This is a genomic window from Caballeronia sp. DA-9 (assembly GCF_051615025.1).
GTDB lineage: Bacteria > Pseudomonadota > Gammaproteobacteria > Burkholderiales > Burkholderiaceae > Caballeronia > Caballeronia sordidicola.
In genome coordinates this window covers 802,547-819,810 of sequence record NZ_CP195132.1, presented here as the reverse complement: position 1 = coordinate 819,810, position 17,264 = coordinate 802,547, and the positions used below count along the sequence as shown (strand labels likewise).

The window sequence follows — 17,264 nt, the reverse complement described above, 5'->3', positions numbered from 1 at the left end:
GTCATGAACGATTCGCATGAACCCTTGAAGGGCGCGCTGTGGGCGTCCGCTCACGCACAGCATCGACATCAGCCGATGGGCATGTTCGTCGCGGCGGCGATCGTCGTGACAGGGCTGATGATCTACGGCCTCACACATGTAAGCTTCGCGCCGTTGCAAACGCCGCCCAAGGAGATGCGCGTGACCATGGCGCCGCCTCCACCGCCGCCGCCTCCACCGCCGGAGGTGCAAAAGATCGAGCCGCCGCCCGCGCCCACGCCCGTGGAGAAACCCAGGCCGACGCCAGTGAAACCCAAGCCGCTGCCCACGCCCAAGCCGCCGCCTGCAAAGCCCGCGCCAGCGCCCAGGGAAGCCAATATTCCGGCTGCGGCCACTCCCGCGCCGAACGCGCCGGCACTTGCAACAGCGCCTGCCAATACAACGCCGGCTGCGCCCGTTGCAGCGGCGGCCGCGCCGGCACCCGCACCTGCGCCCGGATTGCATGGCGTGGTGGACGGCCGCGGCCATTGCCAGTCCGTGCAACCGCAGATTCCCCGCAAAGCGCTGCAGGACGGAATCTCGGCGACGGTAACGGCGCGTTTGTCGATTGGCACTGACGGCCAGGTAAGCGAGGTGAAGATCATGCGCGTCTCGCCACCAACATCCGTCTTCAACGAAGCCGTGATCGCGGCAGGCAAGGGCTATAAATGCGAGAAGAATCCCGAGCCTTACGTGGGCGAGGTGCAGTTCTCGTTCAAGACAACCGCGAGCGACGATGAGTAATGAGGTAAGAGCGGAGGTAAGAGCGGAGGTAAGAGCGGAGGTAAGAGCGGTCCGGCGCAGGACGTTCACGACGCTCGCGCTTGGCATGGTGTTGGTGGTCCACGGTGCTTTTGCGAGTCCATCGATTGCGCAATACGACGAGCCGAAATATCCGGCTGGCTTCACGCATTTCGACTACGCGGACCCCGACGCGCCAAATGACGGCGACATGAATTTCCAGAATTACGACGAACTGCAAAGCTACGATTCCATGAATCCGTTCTTGGTTCGCGGCGCACCCGCGCCCGACCTGAAGAACCTCATGTTCGACACGCTGATGCAGCGAAGCTGGGATGAACTGGCATCGGAATATCCGTTGATAGCGGACGATGTCAATGTCGCACCGGACGGCAAGTCGGCGACCTTCCATATCAACCCAAAGGCGCGCTTTTCCAACGGCGATGCGATTACCGCCGCCGACGTGAAGTATTCCTTCGATACCCTCGCGAGCAACCAGGTTTCGCCCATCTACAATTCGCAGTTCGCCAACATCGCGAAGGCGACGGTGCTTGACCGCCTGACGGTGCGTTTCGATTTCAGGGAAGCACGCCGCGATGCACCGCTGATTGCCGGCGACCTCTGGGTGTTCTCGCCGAAATGGGGCATGAAGCCGGACGGCACGCGGCCTTCGTTCGACAAGATCGCCAATGTCCCGCCGCTTGGAAGCGGTGCGTACCTGATCGAGCAACGCAAGAACGACAAGCAGATTACCTACGCACGCAACCCGGATTACTGGGCCGCGGACCTGCCGTCGCGACGCGGCATGTACCGCTTCAAACGCATTACATTCCGCCTCTTTACCGACCACTACACGTCGCTCGAAGACTTCAAGGCCGGGCACACGGATATGCGCGTGGAGTATTCGTCGGGTACCTGGGCGCGTAAGTACGTCGGCAAGAACATCGCAAACGGATCGCTTAGAAGAGGCCTGTTTCCCGATGGCCCCGCGCAGATGCAGGGCATTTTCATCAACACGCGCAAACCCCAGTTCGCCGATCCTCGCGTGAGGCGTGCGCTTACGCTCGCGTTCGACTACGAATGGCTCAACCGGCTGACGTTCTACGGGCAATACCGGCGCACCGGCAGTTACTTCCAGGACAGTCCGTTCGGCGCTACGGGCGTGCCCGATGCGAAGGAACTGGCGTTGCTTGAGCCGTATCGTCCGGAGGTTCCCGCCGCCGTGTTCGGCCCGATGCTCAGGCAGCCCGACACCACGCCGCCGCACTCCCTGCGCGCGAACTTGCGCGAAGCTCAGGCGCTGCTCAACGAGGCGGGATGGAACTATCGCGATGGTGCGTTGCGCGACGCGAACGGCACGGCCATGTCCATTGAAATCATGGACGACCAGCCCGGCATGGACGGCGTCATCATGCCTTACGTGCAGCAGTTGCAAACGCTTGGCATTCAGGCGCAGATGCGCGAACTCGACAGTGCGCTCTATGGCAAGCGCATGGACGCGTTCGACTTCGACATGACCACGTACGTCTATTCGCCGGTGACCATCCCGGGCGGGGAACTCACGCGGCGCTTCGGCAGCGCTGCGGCATCTCAACCGGGCTCGGAGAATTTTCCAGGCGTCAGATCGAAAGCCGCCGATGCAATGATCGACGCCGCGCTCACGGCCAACACGCTCGCTGATTTGCAGACCGCCACGCACGCGCTCGACCGCGTCCTGATCAACGGCTATTACATCGTGCCGGAATACTACGCACCCAATGTGCGCGTGGGCTACAAGGCGCGCATGGGTTATCCGAAGGTTCTGCCGAACTCGTACTACGCCGAAGACTGGCTGATCGATTACTGGTTCGTTAAACCGGTGGCTACAGCCAGCACTGCGCCAACCCATTGAGTCCCTATGGCCGCTTATATCCTGAGACGCCTGTTGCTGATGATCCCCACATTGATTGGCGTGGTCACGCTCACCTTCGTGGTCACGCAGTTCGTGCCGGGCGGTCCCGTTGAACAGATCATGAGTCAGCTACGCCACGGCGTGAACCATGGCGGCGAAGCGGGCGGAGGCGGTGGTTATCACGGTGGGCAGGGCGTGGACCCGCAGCAGGTCGAGCAGTTGAAAAAGCAGTTCGGCTTCGATAAACCGCCGCTCGTTCGCTACTTCAGCATGTTGAAGAATTACGCAAGCTTCGACCTGGGGCAATCGTATTATCAGCACCAGAGCGTATGGGCCGTGATCCGTTCCAAGCTGCCTGTTTCCGTGACGCTTGGACTATGGACAGTCTTGCTGACCTATCTGATCGCGGTGCCGCTGGGTATTTCGAAGGCCATACGCAACGGTTCCCGCTTCGACACCGCGACCAGCATCCTGGTCCTTGCCGGGTACGCGATCCCCGGATTCGTGCTCGGCGTGCTGCTGCTGATGCTTTTTGGCGGCGGCTCCATGTGGCAAGTCTTCCCCATGCGCGGGTTGACCTCCGATGATTTCGACCAGCTCAGCATGGCGGGCAAGGTGCTCGACTACCTGTGGCATATCGCGTTGCCGGTTACCGCGTCGGTCGTCGGCAACTTCGCGATCGTCACCATCCTGACCAAGAACACCTTCCTGGAGGAGATCGGGCGGCAATACGTTTTGACCGCGCGAGCGAAGGGCGCGCCGCAGCGCGACGTGCTGTGGAAACACGTGCTGCGCAACGCGATGATTCCACTTCTGACCGGACTGCCCGCCGCGTTCGTGGGCGCGTTCCTCAACGGCAACCTGCTGATCGAGACGCTGTTTTCCCTCGACGGTATGGGCCAGCTTTCCTACGACTCGGTGATCCGCCGCGACTATCCTGTCGTGCTTGGATCACTGTTCCTCTTCACCCTGATTGGTCTTGTGACCAAGCTCATTGCAGATGTCTGTTATGTCCTCGTCGACCCCCGCATCCAGTTCGACCGGCTGGACCGGTGAGCGCGTGAGCCCGCCGCCGAACCTGCCCGAGCCCACGCCTTCTCTGTCGCCCGGGCGGCGGGTATGGCTGCGTTTCAAGACCCAGCGGCTCGGCTACTGGAGCAGCATCGTGTTCGCGGTGCTGTTTGCGATCAGCCTGCTCGGCGAAGTGCTTGCGAACGACCGACCGCTGATCGTGTGCTATGAAGGGCACTACTATTTCCCGGTGGTGAAGGACTATTCGGAAAAGATCTTCGGCGGCGACTTTCCGGCGCGTACGAATTATCTGGATCCGTATATCCGGGACCGGCTGGAATCGAAAGGCAATTTCGCGATTTATCCGCCAATCCATTTTCACTACGACACAGTCGATTACTTCGCGACGCGGCCCAACCCAGCGCCGCCGTCCGCCGCGAACTGGATCGGCACGGACCAGTTCGGCCGCGACGTGTTTTCTCGCCTGCTTTACGGCTTCCGGCTGTCCGTGCTCATGGCAATGGCGCTGACGGTTTCCGGCGTCGTGCTGGGCGTTCTGGCGGGCGCCGTGCAGGGATTCTACGGCGGGCGCACCGACCTGATCGGGCAGCGCCTGATCGAGATATGGAGTTCCATGCCGGACCTGTACCTGCTCATCATCTTTGCGTCGATATTCGAGCCCACCCTGTGGCTGCTTTTCATCCTGTTGTCGGCGTTCGGGTGGCTTGCGCTCTCGGACTATGTACGCGCCGAGTTCCTGCGCAACCGCTCGCTCGACTACGTGCGCGCCGCACGCACCATGGGTCTTTCCAACTGGCAGATCATGTGGCGGCATGTATTGCCCAACAGCCTTACGCCCGTGATCACCTTCCTGCCGTTTCGCATGAGCGCGGCCATTCTCGCGTTGACTAGCCTGGATTTTCTGGGCCTTGGCGTGCCCGCGCCCACTCCCAGCCTTGGCGAACTGCTTGCCGAAGGCAAGAACAATCTCGATGCGTGGTGGATATCGGGCGCCGCATTCGGCGCGCTGGTGGTGACGTTGCTGCTGCTGACCTTCATGGGCGACGCGTTGCGCACTGCCCTCGATACGCGCACGCGCGGCTCCGCCTTTGGAGGCGTCCGGAAATGACCACGCCCTTGTTGCAACTCGATCACCTCTCCATCCATTTCGGCGATAAAACCGTCGTGCAGGATCTGAACCTTTCGATTGCACGGGGCGAACGGGTCGCGCTCGTCGGCGAGTCGGGATCGGGAAAAAGCGTCACGGCGCTGTCGATACTCGGGCTCGTTGAGAACGCGCGCCAGGCCGGACGCATCCTGCTGGACGGCGATGACCTCCTGCAAAAGACCGAGCAGCAGATGCGCGGCATTCGCGGCCGCGACGTTGCAATGGTCTTCCAGGAACCAATGACCGCGCTCAATCCGTTGTTCACCATCGGCAAGCAGATTGCGGAGAGCTTGCGTCTGCACGAAGGCATGCGGCCCAATGCGGCGCGCGAACGCGGTATTGAACTGTTGCGGCGCACGGGGATTCCGGAGCCGGAGCGCCGTATAGATAGTTATCCACATCAATTATCCGGTGGCCAGCGGCAACGCGCGATGATCGCAATGGCGCTTGCATGCCGCCCGCGGCTCCTGCTCGCGGACGAACCCACCACCGCGCTCGATGTGACCGTGCGCCAGCAGATCGTCGACTTGCTCATTGGCTTGCAGGAACAGGAAGCGGCCGAGCGCGGCATGGCGGTGCTGCTCATCACGCATGACCTGAATCTGGTAAAGCGTTTCGCGCAACGTGTCGCGGTCATGGAAAAAGGCGTACTGGTCGAAACCAACACAACGGCCGCATTGTTTGCGAATCCGCAGCATCCCTATACGCGCCGCCTGCTCGACAGCGAGCCGAGGCGCGCTATCGAGCCCATTGCGCCGAACGCGCGCCGCTTGCTGGAAGTGCAGGACCTGGCCGTCGATTACAGGGCTCCCGCGAAGGGCTGGCGCTCCGCTTTCACGCAGTCGTCGTTCAGGGCGTTGCAGGATATCGACATCACGTTGCGCCGGGGTGAAACGCTCGGCGTGGTAGGCGAATCCGGTTCGGGAAAGTCCACGCTGGCTGCAACGATCCTCGGCTTGCAGCGGCCGGCGCAAGGTGGAATTCATATCGACGGACAGCCTGTCTTCACGCTCAGGAGGGCAAACTCGCGGCGGATGATTTCGTCGCGGCTGCAGGTCGTGTTCCAGGACCCGTACGGATCGCTTTCTCCACGGATGACCATCGAGCAGATCGTGGGCGAAGGGATCGCGTTGCATCGGCCAGAGGTGGATGCAACCGCACGGCGCCGGCGCGTCGCGGAACTACTTGACGAAGTAGGCTTGCCGACCGATGTCCTGCCGCGTTATCCGCAGGAATTTTCGGGTGGCCAGCGGCAGCGTATTGCCATAGCGAGGGCGCTTGCGGTCGAACCTGAACTGCTCGTGCTCGATGAACCGACGAGCGCGCTGGATGTATCGATACAGCAGCAGGTGCTCAACCTGCTCACGCGCCTGCAGAAAAAATACACGCTCAGTTACCTGTTCATCACGCATGACCTTGCCGTGATGCGCGCAATGGCGCACAGGGTCGTGGTGATGAAGGCGGGAAGGATCGTGGAGATAGGGGAGACCATGCAGGTGCTCCAAGCACCCGCGCATCCCTACACACAAGCGTTGCTTGCAGCTTCGCTGGTTGCGAGCGCAGCGGCTTGAGCCGGGCCGCGCCCGCTGATTCAGGACGTCAAGCCTGCCGGCCGCTTTCGAACGTATCCACCCATCCGCGATAGCGCCGGCCAATCTCCTTGGCTGCGTCCTCGCGGCTGATCTTTTTCGCTTCGAAATCGGCCACGGGTTCGAAGAAACTCGTGCGTCCAACCGCGAAGCCAATAAACCCCGGAACGCTGGCCGCCGTCTTGAGCCACGCCTTGACCTTCTCGTCGCTCGCGCCGCGCCCGAGGATGATGCAGCCCACGTCCGTGCGGCCGCCGCGTTGAGCAGTTTCCACGAGCTTCACCGCGTCATCGCGCTGGTCCAGTCCTTCGATCTTCCACACCGCCGGCTCGACGCCCGCATCCTGCAGCGCTTCAATGGCATTGCGCATCAGCGTTGGCCGGAGCTTGAGGTCGTATGCGTCCTTGTCTTTGCCAACCTTTTCGAGTTGCGCATCCGTGGCGGGAACCAGCAGTTCGAACATGAAAGGCACTTGTTTCTTCGTGCAGTAGTCGGAAAGCTGCTTGAGGCGCGCGGTCTGGCGCTTGTTCAATTCGGCATCGCCTTCCGGGTTATAGCGAACCAGCGCTTTCGCGAAGGTCGGCTTGACCGAATCGAGATGCTTCTCAAAGTCGTCACCGTATTCGAACAGGAATTCGTCCGAGCCGCTTTGTTCCGTCGATACCGCCGTGATGATGTGGTTCTTGGTTGCGTCGGCGAGGATGCTGGCGCCGAATTCCTCATCGACCAGAATGCCCGCCGCATCCGCCGATACCCCTTGCGACAATGCGTTCTTGAAACCTTCATAAATCAGTTGCTTGCTGTCCGATACCTTCGCATGCTGCTCGTCCGTCAGCGGCGCTTTCAGGTTGAACATGCCTTTGATGTAGGACGCGCGGTGATCGAACGGAAGGATGTAGAGCGGTTTGGTATAGCCAAGGGTCATGTCGACACTCCTGTAGGTCTGCGATTACGCTGCAAACGGGGTAGAACCGGGCGCTACCTTGCAACAGCGCCAGCGGGCGCCGGCAGCGGCTGAACAGCCATTATGATCTTGCCGCAAGGCAAATGCAGAAACGCGTATGCAAGCGCGATGCCTGTTACGCGTTCGAAACTACCTGAAGCTGCTTGAAGATGTCCACGCCGGCAAGCAGAGGATCAGCTTTTCACCTTGTGCAGCGCGCCGCCCTTGTGTACCGCGCGCTTGCCGCTCTTTTCGCTTTCGACCTCGTAACTCGGATCATCGGCTGTAGCGCTGACGGCATGCCCATCCAGTTTCGTATGTTCCTTGATCACACGCGTGACATGTCCGCTGGTTTCGCCTTGCGGGGTGTTCCAGCTCACGTGATCCTTCACCTTGAATGTCTGGCTCATTTGCGCCTCCTGGCAATGGTTGTTGCATTGCCTGCGCAACCCGCGTGCCGTGGCCGACGATTTATTCGGGAATCGGTATGAAGGTTGCCACCGCCGCCGGATTCAGGAGACCGGCTCCTTGCTGCTTTCTTCGACGCGATGCGAACTGGCTTGGGCCGCAAAAGTATCCACGGATGAAGGCTTTGTGACGGTGCTTACACTCGGCGCGTGTTTGCCGGGTGTAAGCATTTTGCGCAGCCTTGGCGCGACCGACGTTGCCTCGAAGCAGAGCTTGATGCCAAAGCGTGCGCGATTCAACCAGTGCGCCTTCGACACAGCACGCCAGAAGCGTTTGGGGACGAACTCCGCATGACGCGACTCGCGTTCGATCAGCGCCTTGCCGTCCGGCAGATGCACGAACGAGCAATGCTGGAACCATCGCAGATCACGATGCGTATTGCCCGTCCAGTGCCGGCCTATAGCCTGATACGCGCCGAGTTCCACGATCTGCTGGCCTTCGTCGGCGAGGGTGTTGAGCGCTGCTGACACGAACGATTCGTCGCCGTGATGTTGAAGGCGCGCGATCTGGTCCAGATATCGTTCGCAATGGGCACGTGCGCGCGGCACCAGCGTCCTGAGGAACGCCGGCGTGCTCAACAGGAATTCACCGCCGAACCAGCGTGGGTTGAGCAGATGCGTGCCTGCAACGATTTCCAGATCCTGTATCACGCAGTCGCTTCCATACGCCGGGAATACCTGATCGGAAATATCGAACGCGCCTACGCCCACGTCCGCGCAACGCTTGAGCAACGCTTGATCGAGCGGCCGCATTGCAACGATATCCGAATCCAGCAGCATGAGCAGCGTATCCGGCCGGAGCATGTCCGTTACTTGCTCAAGCAGGTCGAGCTTGAAATGCGCGCCGTAAAATTCCGTGTTCCGTGGCACGTCGATGCTTGTGATCAACTCGACCACATACGGGCGCTGCGCGGCAGGCTCGGCGGCGCAAAGCGACTCAACACGATCGCGGGCATTCGTGAAAATGGTAAGGCGAGGCATGCCGGCACGCAGCAGGCTTTTGTTCAGGCACAGCGCCTGACGCGCGTAAGAGAGCGGATCTTTACTTGTGCTGTTGGGACTGGTAGCCGCCTGCATATCGACAAATACCAGCGTACAAGGAAAAATTTCCATTGGTTTGTCGTCCAAATCGTGATCCGGGAATTTGTTGCTGATTTGAATCGCGCCGTATTAAGTGGCACGCTTTATAAGCATCGTGGAAGATACGAATATCTTGTATCCGCCAAAATGCCCGACAGGTGAGCCATATACCGAGAAATTTGCATGGTTTGTTAAGGCCGCCCAATGAGTGGGCATAATCGGCCAGCATCCATCCGCAATGGGGGAATAATGCGGCAGGAGCGAGTGATAGACCGGAGTCCGTAGTAAAGGTGACTGAATTAATGCGGCGCAGTTGTCCCTCGGATAATCTTGTTGGGGCTTGAACTGATTACGTTTGTTCCCCGATTCGATGTTTTTGAAAACTGGAACCTCGCACCTGAATGCAACGTAACGCCGGATTTGAATGCTCGAATAACAACGAGCGTGTCCCACGCAAAAACCTGTAAATGCATTGTTGGGCGGCTTTAATATTTCTGTATTTGCTGCCCACCGTTTGACTCAATGCTCGAATAATGGCCAGGCCGCTTCGCGGCCACTTGTGCTGCAAACGCGCATCGCGAGTAAGCTTTAGCCGGGCGCCTTCGCATGGGCACGGTTCTGGCGGCACATCCGGCGCATCATCCGGACACCATTCGCTGCTTAGCACGCTCGGCGATCCCCAACGAAATTCCCCGCATTGATTCAATCCACTTTCCTCAACATGAACAGGAGCTTTCCATGATGAATCGCGACAACCCCGTATGGCTGATCACCGGCTGCTCCACAGGTTTTGGCCATGAACTCGCGAAACTCGTGCTCGAGCGCGGCTGGCGGGCCGTAGTCACCGCGCGTGATCCATCGACGCTCAAGGACCTGACCGAAGGCTATCCGCAGACTTCGCTCGCATTGCAACTCGACGTCACCGACCGCAAGCAGATCGCGGATGTCGTTGCTCAATCGACGAAAAAATTCGGACGCGTCGACGCGCTCGTGAACAACGCCGGTTATGGTTATCTGGCGGCGATCGAAGAAGGCGAGGACGACGCCGTGCGCGCGATGTTCGACACCAATGTATTTGGTCTTGTCGATATGACCAAAGCCGTGCTGCCCCTCATGCGCGAACAGAAGAGCGGACTGGTCGTGAACATTTCATCGATTGGCGGCATCACCAGCTTCGCGGCCACTGGCTATTACCACGGCACCAAGTACGCGGTGGAAGGCATCTCCGAGTCGCTCGCCATTGAAGTCAAGCCGCTGGGTATCGACGTGCTGATCGTTGAACCGGGACCGTTCCGCACGAACTGGGCGGGTCCGTCGATCAAGCAATCGGCAACGCGCATCGACGCCTACGCGGCCACCGCCGGCGAGCGCCGCAAGCAGACCGAAGCGCGCAGCGGCAATCAGGCGGGCGACCCGGTTCGCGCGGCGCAGGCGATCATTGACGCGGCGTTGTCGGACACGCCGCCGTTGCGCTTGCTGCTCGGCAAGGCTGCGCTGGAACTCGCGCGCAAGAAGGTTGATTTGCTCAAGCATGACTTCGATACATGGGAGAAGACGACCGTTGGCGCGGATTTCCCGGAAGGATCGAAGTAAGCCGAGGCATGGCAGATCATCCCGCCACGGTCTTATCGAACCGGGCGGATTCATTCCCCTTCAACTGGAAAGGAAGCGACTGAAATGGAATATCGCTTGTTAGGCGAATCAGGATTCAAAGTTCCGGTGCTAAGCCTCGGCACCGGCACGTTCGGCGGTGGCAACGATTTTTTCAAGGCGTGGGGCAGCACCGACGCCGACGGCGCGCGGCGGCTGGTCGATATCGCGCTTGACGCGGGCGTTTCAATGTTCGACAGCGCCGACATCTATTCGGACGGCATGGCCGAGGAAATCCTTGGCAAGGCGATTGCCGGACGGCGTTCGCAGGTGATCGTATCGACCAAGGGCACGTTCCGTTTCGGCGAAGGCTTGAACGATGTCGGCTCGACCCGGCATCATCTGACCGAGTCCATCAACGGCAGTCTGAAGCGCCTGAACACCGACTACATCGACATCTACCAGCTTCATGGTTTCGACGCGATGACGCGCGTGGAAGAAACGCTCCGCACGCTCGATGACTTCGTGCGCGCGGGCAAGATCCGCGTGATCGGCTGTTCGAATTTTTCCGGCTGGCACCTGATGAAGTCGCTGTCGGCATCGGATCGCGAAGGACTCGCGCGGCATTCGGCGCATCAGGCGTATTACTCGCTGATTGGCCGCGATTTCGAGCATGAACTGATGCCGCTTGGACTCGATCAGAAGGTTTCCACGATTGTATGGAGTCCGTTGGGATGGGGACGCCTAACCGGCAAGATCCGCCGCGGCACGCCGCTGCCGGCGAACAGCCGCTTGCACGTGACGGCGGACAAAGGGCCGCCTGTTGCCGACGAATACCTCTACGGGGTAGTCGATGCGCTCGACGCCGTTGCGAAGGAAACGGGCAAGAGCGTGCCGCAGATTGCGCTGAACTGGCTGCTGCAGCGTCCTACCGTGGCGAATGTGATCGTGGGCGCGCGCGATGAAGTGCAGTTCCGCGAGAACCTGGGCAGCATTGGCTGGTCGTTGAGCGCCGAGCAGATCGCGATTCTGGACAAGGCCAGCGCAACTACGCTGCCGTACCCGTATTGGCATCAGAGCGGGTTCGCCGAGCGCAATCCGGCGCCGGTTTAAAGAGCCGGGGGGCGCTGCGGCCGTCCTGGTCATATCACCGGTCTTCGACCACATCGCCACGCCCTGCAATCAGCCGTCCGAGTTCCCGCGTCGACAGCACCCGTCGACGCGGGTTCGTTGAGCCGAGTTCGTCCTCGGCGAGGTTTTCGATCACGGCAAGCAATACTTTGCGCGCCGTCTTGACATCGCGTTCGCTCATGCCCGTCACGCTGATCTCGTTCACTTCTTCCGCGAGCGGCACGAGTTTTTCTTTTAGTGCGCGCCCCTGTTCGGTCAGGAAAACGTGGATGTTCTTTTTGTTCTCCGGCATTTGCTGACGTTCCACAAAGCCCATGGCTTCCATTGCCCTCACGGCGGCGAACGTGGTCGGTTCCATTACGCCAGCCTGCGCGCTCAGTTCGCGTTGCGTGAGGCCATCGGTTTCCCACAGTATCCGCAAGAAGGTCCAGTGTCCGTATGACACGGCGTGCTCGGCCAGACGCAACTGCATGGCCCGCACCATCGCGCGCGTTGCGTCCTTCATCAAATGGGCAAGACGGTCGTTCGGCGCGGTGTCGTGCCAATGGCGCAGCATGGCCGTGGTCTCGCGTGGCGCGGCGTCTGATGATTTCTTGTCTGTCATGAAAGTGTCCCAAAGCCGGAGGTGTCGTCCGGATCGACATGATAGCCGGTAAAACGCGCGATATTTCGCGCGAGGGTTCCGCGCACAAGCGCGTGCGTTTCATCATGCATTCTTGTGCGGTCCCGGCACCATTCGCGCAAACGATACCGCCATGGAGGCGAGTTCCTGAGCAACCGGTGTCAATGGAACGCCGGCTCGCCTGAGCAGGCAGACGCGTGTGCTCGGCACGCGCTCCTTGATCGGCACCACCGATACATGCTCGCGGAAGAACGGATGTTCGGCGAGGCGCACGGGTTCGAGCGATAAATAATCGCTGTTTGCCACGCAGTGCAGGGTATCGAATACGGCTTCTGTAGTTGCTGCAATGTTCGGCGGTTCGAACCCCGCATCGTCGAACAGGACGGACAAGCGATTGGCGACGTCGCCCGGATGACGTGGCCGCGTGCTGACCCAGTTGCAGTGCCGCAAGGCTCGCAGGGACCTGGCCTTTGCCAGGGGATGATCACGCCGCGCAATCACCGCGACCGGCGACTCGAACAACGTGGTGGCGTCGAGATCGTGAATATCGGCCTCCTGCGCCACCAGCGCCAGCGCGAAATCCAGACTTCCGTCCCGCACCCACGCAGTCAATACGCGTGACGTTGCGCTCGTCAGATGCACGTCGATACGCGGACACCGCTCGCGGAAACTCGCGAGCAGCGCGGGAAACAGGCGCATCATGGCCTCGGCCGCGACGCCAAGCGAGACCTGTCCCGTCAGTTCGCCGCGCAACTGACGCATTTCTTCCTCGGTCCTCGCGCATTCGCCGAGAATGACATCGGCGCGAATTCTCAGCCGCTCGCCAATGGAGGTCAGCCGCGCCCCGCGATGCCCGCGCTCGAACAGCGGGCCGCCAGCGGTGATCTCGAGCTTTCTCAATTGCTGCGTCACGCCGCTTTGCGCAATGCCAAGGCGGCGTGCCGCTGCGCGCAGGCTGCCGGCTTGCGCGACCGCGACAAACACGCGAAGTTGGGTCAAGGTCAGTTCCACATGCACCGCCCGGTTAAGTGATATGAATCGAGTGATATGTAAAAGTGATCATGATAAGTAAATCGGCCCTGTTTGAGGGCATTTTGCACTCTTACTATTCGGACAGCTTCCCGACAACCCGTTGCAATCACCTACGAAGTGAGCGCCGATGAAAACTTTCTTCCCCAAGCGCGCCGCCGCCGCGATCGCCATGGCGGCGGCAATGGCCTTCGCCATGCCAGCCTCTGCCAAGGACGCCAACGTATTGCGGCTTGGCATCGATCCGACGTATCCGCCCATGGACGTAAAGACGCCTGATGGTCACGTGGCCGGTTTCGACGTCGATCTCGCCGATGAAATCTGCCGCCGCATTGCGATGCATTGCGAATGGGTCGAAATGGAATTCTCCGGCATGATCCCGGCGCTTCAGGCGCGCAAGATCGACGCAATCATTTCGTCGATGGCGATTACCGAAAAGCGCATGCAGCAGATCGCGTTTTCGACCAAGCTGTTCCAGTTCAAGTCGCGGCTGATCGCTAAAGCCGGCGCACCCATGACAGTGAGCGCGGACGGTTTGCGCGGCAAGCGCATTGGCGTGCAGAGCGGCACGCAGTTCGAGACGTATGCGCAGAAGAACTGGCAGCCGGCCGGCGCGGAGGTCGTGGCGTACCAGAGTCAGGAAGGCGTCTTCAACGACCTGACATCGGGCCGTCTCGACGCGGCGCTGCTCGGGTCGGTTGAAGCGGAGCACGGCTTCCTGAAGACGTCCAGAGGCCAGGGCTTCGGGTTTGTCGGCGGCCCGCTGGAAATGGGCGATCACGGTACGGGCATAGGCATGCGCAAGGACGACACGGCGCTCAAGGCGAAGATCGACCAGGCCATAACGAGCATGCGCGCGGACGGCACTTATCAGAAGATTTCGCGCAAGTATTTCGACTTCGACGTGTACGGGAACTAAGCGGCAGCTAAGCTGCCGACCGCGCCGTCTTTCATGGTTTTTGCAGGAGCATCAAATGCATATTCAACGCACGCCGCTGGTGTCCACTTCCATAGGCACTCATCGCGAGCTTGTCAGCTTTCACTTCGGCACGCCGGGTGCGGGGCAGAAGGTCTACATGCAGGCGTCGCTGCATGCCGACGAAACGCCCGCCATGCTCACCGCGTGGCGGCTCAAGCATCGCCTGATCGAACTGGAAAACGCGGGGCGCATTCAAGGCGAGGTCATCCTGGTGCCGGTTGCAAATCCGATCGGGCTTTCGCAGCATGTGCTCGGACAGTTCCTCGGACGTTTCGAACTGAACAGCGGCCACAACTTCAACCGGAGTTTTCCGCTGCCGCAAGCGGGCGCGTTGATGGAGCGCATCGGCACGCAATGGACTCAGGATGCCGACACCAATACCCGTTTGCTGCGCCGCGCGGTGTGCGAGATGCTCGCCGAAGTGAAGCCGAAAAACGAGTTCGAGTCGCTGCGCCGCGAGATGATGGTGATGGCCGCTGACGCCGATCTGATCATCGACCTGCATTGCTCGCTCGAAGCGACCATGCATCTGTACACGAGTCCGGCGAGCTGGCCGGCCGTCGAGCCGCTCGCGCGTTATTTGGGTGCAAGCGGCGTGCTGCTCGCAGCCGACTCGGGCGGCCAGTCATTCGATGAAGTCCACACGCAGTTGTGGAACGAAGTGCGCGCGCTTCTTGGCGATACCGCGCCGCTCGCCGCGCCCAATGTTGCATTGACGGTCGAGCATCGCGGACAGCGCGACGTGACGTACGAGTTCGCCGAGCAGGACGCGGAAGGGATCCTCGATTACCTGACGCATCGGGGTGTGATTGCAGGCAAAGCGCGCGCGTTGCCGCCGCTCAATCATCCCGCTACGCCGCTTGCCGGCAGCGAGCAGTTCATTGCGCCTGTCAGCGGTGTGCTGGTGCACCGCGCGGCGGTTGGCGCGCATCTGAAGGCGGGCGATCCGGTCTTCGATATCGTCGATCCAATCACGGACGAAGTCACTACGCTGACCACGAAGAACGATGGCATTTTCTACATGCGTCGCGCGATTCGCTTCGTGATAGCGGGCGCGCCGCTTGGCCGCGTCACCGGCGCAATTCCGTTCAGGACGGGCGTGCTGATCGGCGCGTGATTGATTACTTCAACTCTGCCGCGGCGCCGCGTCCGCGCCCGCGAGCCGCAGAGATGCCTTCGCCGGCTTCCGGCGGCATGCGGGCGAACATCGGATAGGAAGCCAGGACAACCAGTGCCGTGACAATGAACGCCGCAGCCAGTTGCCAGCGCTCGGCATGCGTCCCCGGCGACAGGATCATGGTCACCTGGATCGTGCCCGCGGCCACGGTTACGCCCACGGCTTTCATCAACTGCTGCGCGGTCCCTTGAAACGACGTGGCCGATGCAAGCTGGTCCTTGGGGACATCGGCGAAGGCCAGCGCGCCCATGGTGGCGAAACCAAGCGAGCGTGACAATCCGCCGAACAGCAGCAACAGGAAGATGGCGATCGCCGGCCAGCTTTGCGACATGAAGGAGCACGCGACCAGCATGGCGGCAAACGAAACGCTGCCCGCGCACAGGACCGTGCGCACGGAAAAATGCCGCAGGGCGGTCGACGTCATCGGCCGCATGCAGAACGATCCCAATGCGCTCGCGAAGGTTACGAGTCCGCTGGCGGACGCGCTATAACCGAACCCGGCTTGCAGTGTCAGCGGCACCAGAAACGGCAATGCGCCCGCGCCTGCGCGAAAGAGGCTTCCTGCAACGGTCGCGGCATGGAAGGTCGGAATGGCGAGCAGCGAAAAGTCCACGGCCGGGTCCGGCACTCGCCGGCAATGCCTGAGCGCCAGCCAGAAAACCAGCACGCCCGCCGCAATGCAAGCCGGCGCCGCGAACGGCGGAAGCACGCCGCGCCCGGCGCATTCAATGCCGATCATGAAAAGCGTCAGCGATCCGCCAATCAACATCATGCCGCGCAGGTCGGGCGGCACCGGACGCTCGGCGGGCGAGGCGGGCAACAGACGCCACGCCAGAAGAATCCCCACGATACCCACCGGCACGTTGACCCAGAAGATACTGCGCCACGACAGCGCATCGGTCAGAAACCCGCCTAGCGGAGGTCCCATCAACGGGCCGATGAGCGCAGGCATTGTCAGCCATGTGGTCGCTTGCAGCAGTTCTTCGCGCTTGACGCCGCGAAACAGGATCAGGCGGCCGACGGGGACCATCATTGCGCCACCGAGTCCTTGCACGATACGCGCGCCGATCAGTTGAGGCAGGTTTGCCGCGGCTGCGCATGCGACGGAAGACACCGTGAACAAGGCAATTGCCCACATGAAGACGCGTTTCGCGCCAAAGCGGTCGGCGACCCAGCCGCTCGCGGGAATGAAGACGGTCAACGCAACCAGATAGGCCGTGATCGCGCTGCTCAAGTGGACCGGATCGACACCAAGATCGCGCGCCATGGACGGCAACGCGGTTGCAACAATGGTGCCGTCCATGTTCTGCATAAAGAGGGCGCTCGCGACAATGGCGGCAGTCAGGCGGAAGTTGACAGGTTTCACAAGGGCTGGCGTGGTGGTGTCAATCGAATGCGTGGGATGAAAGTCTACTTGAAGCGCGGACGTGTCTGCTCATTACAAAATCCGTACGGCTAACACGATCATCGATGTGCTCAAGTCAGAAAACAATGCGCGGCTAGGGTAATCACTATGAAAAAGGGCGTCGCGCCGTTTGCGTGAAAGAGACTACGATGGCGTATGAAACTCAATTTCCCCAACCCAAGCCGTTCGTACGATACGTCGCGTCATTGCGTGTGCTTTTGGGGATATGACGGTTCGCGGGAAATCGCGTTCCAGATCGACAACGCCGCACTGTCCATCTTCAATCCACAGATGGGTTCGGGCGAATCCGCCGTGCTCGCGGCCTTCGACCTTAATCGCGAGCGCATACTTCTGAAGGCCGAAAGCCTTTACGTACGGGGCTCGCAGAACCTCTTCAAGATATCCTGAGCCGGGCTGTCGAAG

17 protein-coding genes are annotated in these 17,264 nt (G+C 60.8%); 11 read left to right on the top strand and 6 right to left on the bottom strand.

The window, feature by feature from the left end; translation table 11 throughout:
* The first annotated feature begins 3 nt into the window (after positions 1 to 3).
* The 5 genes from ACRWA7_RS09890 (at position 4) to ACRWA7_RS09870 (ending at position 6,400) form a co-directional block, all read left to right on the top strand.
* Positions 4 to 762: a TonB family protein gene (locus ACRWA7_RS09890; RefSeq protein WP_438392503.1), complete on the top strand. Its 759-nt coding sequence runs from the start codon at positions 4 to 6 to the stop codon at positions 760 to 762.
* A gap of 85 nt (positions 763 to 847) precedes the next feature.
* Positions 848 to 2,650 carry an extracellular solute-binding protein gene (locus tag ACRWA7_RS09885; RefSeq protein WP_438392743.1) on the top strand — a complete coding sequence of 601 codons (1,803 nt, stop codon included), beginning with the start codon at positions 848 to 850 and terminating at the stop codon, positions 2,648 to 2,650.
* A gap of 6 nt (positions 2,651 to 2,656) precedes the next feature.
* On the top strand, positions 2,657 to 3,706 hold the full coding sequence (locus tag ACRWA7_RS09880) for a microcin C ABC transporter permease YejB (protein WP_060856601.1): 1,050 nt from the start codon (positions 2,657 to 2,659) through the stop codon (positions 3,704 to 3,706).
* Positions 3,660 to 4,790 carry an ABC transporter permease gene (locus ACRWA7_RS09875; protein ID WP_438392502.1) on the top strand — a complete coding sequence of 377 codons (1,131 nt, stop codon included), beginning with the start codon at positions 3,660 to 3,662 and terminating at the stop codon, positions 4,788 to 4,790. The genes ACRWA7_RS09880 and ACRWA7_RS09875 overlap by 47 nt, the downstream gene beginning before the upstream one ends.
* Positions 4,787 to 6,400 (top strand): ABC transporter ATP-binding protein, encoded by a 1,614-nt coding sequence (locus ACRWA7_RS09870; protein WP_438392501.1) that lies wholly within the window; start codon positions 4,787 to 4,789, stop codon positions 6,398 to 6,400. Before ACRWA7_RS09875 ends, ACRWA7_RS09870 begins: the two co-directional genes overlap by 4 nt.
* Before the next feature lie 28 nt (positions 6,401 to 6,428).
* Here the strand turns inward: ACRWA7_RS09870 and ACRWA7_RS09865 are convergent, their stop codons facing one another.
* From ACRWA7_RS09865 to ACRWA7_RS09855, 3 genes are all read right to left on the bottom strand, one after another.
* Positions 6,429 to 7,343 carry a 2-deoxy-5-keto-D-gluconate 6-phosphate aldolase domain-containing protein gene (locus ACRWA7_RS09865; RefSeq protein ID WP_060856598.1) on the bottom strand — a complete coding sequence of 305 codons (915 nt, stop codon included), beginning with the start codon at positions 7,341 to 7,343 and terminating at the stop codon, positions 6,429 to 6,431.
* A 212-nt stretch (positions 7,344 to 7,555) separates the two neighbouring features.
* A complete protein-coding gene (locus tag ACRWA7_RS09860; RefSeq protein ID WP_438392500.1) occupies positions 7,556 to 7,771 on the bottom strand; it encodes a DUF2945 domain-containing protein in 216 nt (71 codons plus the stop codon).
* Between the two features lie 102 nt (positions 7,772 to 7,873).
* Positions 7,874 to 8,632 (bottom strand): hypothetical protein, encoded by a 759-nt coding sequence (locus ACRWA7_RS09855; protein WP_438392499.1) that lies wholly within the window; start codon positions 8,630 to 8,632, stop codon positions 7,874 to 7,876.
* A 9-nt stretch (positions 8,633 to 8,641) separates the two neighbouring features.
* On the opposite strand from ACRWA7_RS09855, the gene ACRWA7_RS09850 reads away from it, so the two are divergent.
* The 3 genes from ACRWA7_RS09850 (at position 8,642) to ACRWA7_RS09840 (ending at position 11,611) form a co-directional block, all read left to right on the top strand.
* Entirely contained in the window at positions 8,642 to 9,070 is a 429-nt protein-coding gene (locus ACRWA7_RS09850) for a hypothetical protein (protein ID WP_157766643.1), read from the top strand.
* Positions 9,071 to 9,646: 576 nt separating this feature from the next.
* Positions 9,647 to 10,501: an oxidoreductase gene (locus ACRWA7_RS09845; RefSeq protein ID WP_438392498.1), complete on the top strand. Its 855-nt coding sequence runs from the start codon at positions 9,647 to 9,649 to the stop codon at positions 10,499 to 10,501.
* Between the two features lie 84 nt (positions 10,502 to 10,585).
* The gene (locus ACRWA7_RS09840) at positions 10,586 to 11,611 is read left to right on the top strand and encodes an aldo/keto reductase (RefSeq protein ID WP_438392497.1); all 1,026 of its coding nucleotides are present in this window, start codon (positions 10,586 to 10,588) and stop codon (positions 11,609 to 11,611) included.
* Positions 11,612 to 11,645: 34 nt separating this feature from the next.
* Here the strand turns inward: ACRWA7_RS09840 and ACRWA7_RS09835 are convergent, their stop codons facing one another.
* Both ACRWA7_RS09835 and ACRWA7_RS09830 read right to left on the bottom strand, forming a co-directional pair.
* On the bottom strand, positions 11,646 to 12,233 hold the full coding sequence (locus ACRWA7_RS09835) for a MarR family winged helix-turn-helix transcriptional regulator (protein ID WP_060856595.1): 588 nt from the start codon (positions 12,231 to 12,233) through the stop codon (positions 11,646 to 11,648).
* Between the two features lie 102 nt (positions 12,234 to 12,335).
* Positions 12,336 to 13,250, bottom strand: a complete 915-nt coding sequence (locus tag ACRWA7_RS09830; protein WP_438392496.1) for a LysR substrate-binding domain-containing protein — start codon at positions 13,248 to 13,250, stop codon at positions 12,336 to 12,338.
* A 160-nt stretch (positions 13,251 to 13,410) separates the two neighbouring features.
* Here ACRWA7_RS09830 and ACRWA7_RS09825 point away from each other — a divergent pair, with 160 nt between their 5' ends.
* Positions 13,411 to 14,199: a transporter substrate-binding domain-containing protein gene (locus ACRWA7_RS09825; protein WP_438392495.1), complete on the top strand. Its 789-nt coding sequence runs from the start codon at positions 13,411 to 13,413 to the stop codon at positions 14,197 to 14,199.
* A 55-nt stretch (positions 14,200 to 14,254) separates the two neighbouring features.
* Entirely contained in the window at positions 14,255 to 15,376 is a 1,122-nt protein-coding gene (locus ACRWA7_RS09820) for a succinylglutamate desuccinylase/aspartoacylase family protein (protein ID WP_438392494.1), read from the top strand.
* A gap of 4 nt (positions 15,377 to 15,380) precedes the next feature.
* On the opposite strand, the gene ACRWA7_RS09815 is transcribed toward ACRWA7_RS09820, so the two are convergent.
* Positions 15,381 to 16,802 carry an MFS transporter gene (locus ACRWA7_RS09815; RefSeq protein WP_438392493.1) on the bottom strand — a complete coding sequence of 474 codons (1,422 nt, stop codon included), beginning with the start codon at positions 16,800 to 16,802 and terminating at the stop codon, positions 15,381 to 15,383.
* A 195-nt stretch (positions 16,803 to 16,997) separates the two neighbouring features.
* Between ACRWA7_RS09815 and ACRWA7_RS09810 the strand changes: the two genes are divergently transcribed.
* Complete coding sequence (locus ACRWA7_RS09810; protein WP_060856591.1) at positions 16,998 to 17,249, top strand: DUF1488 domain-containing protein; 252 nt, start codon at positions 16,998 to 17,000, stop codon at positions 17,247 to 17,249.
* Positions 17,250 to 17,264 lie beyond the last annotated feature (15 nt).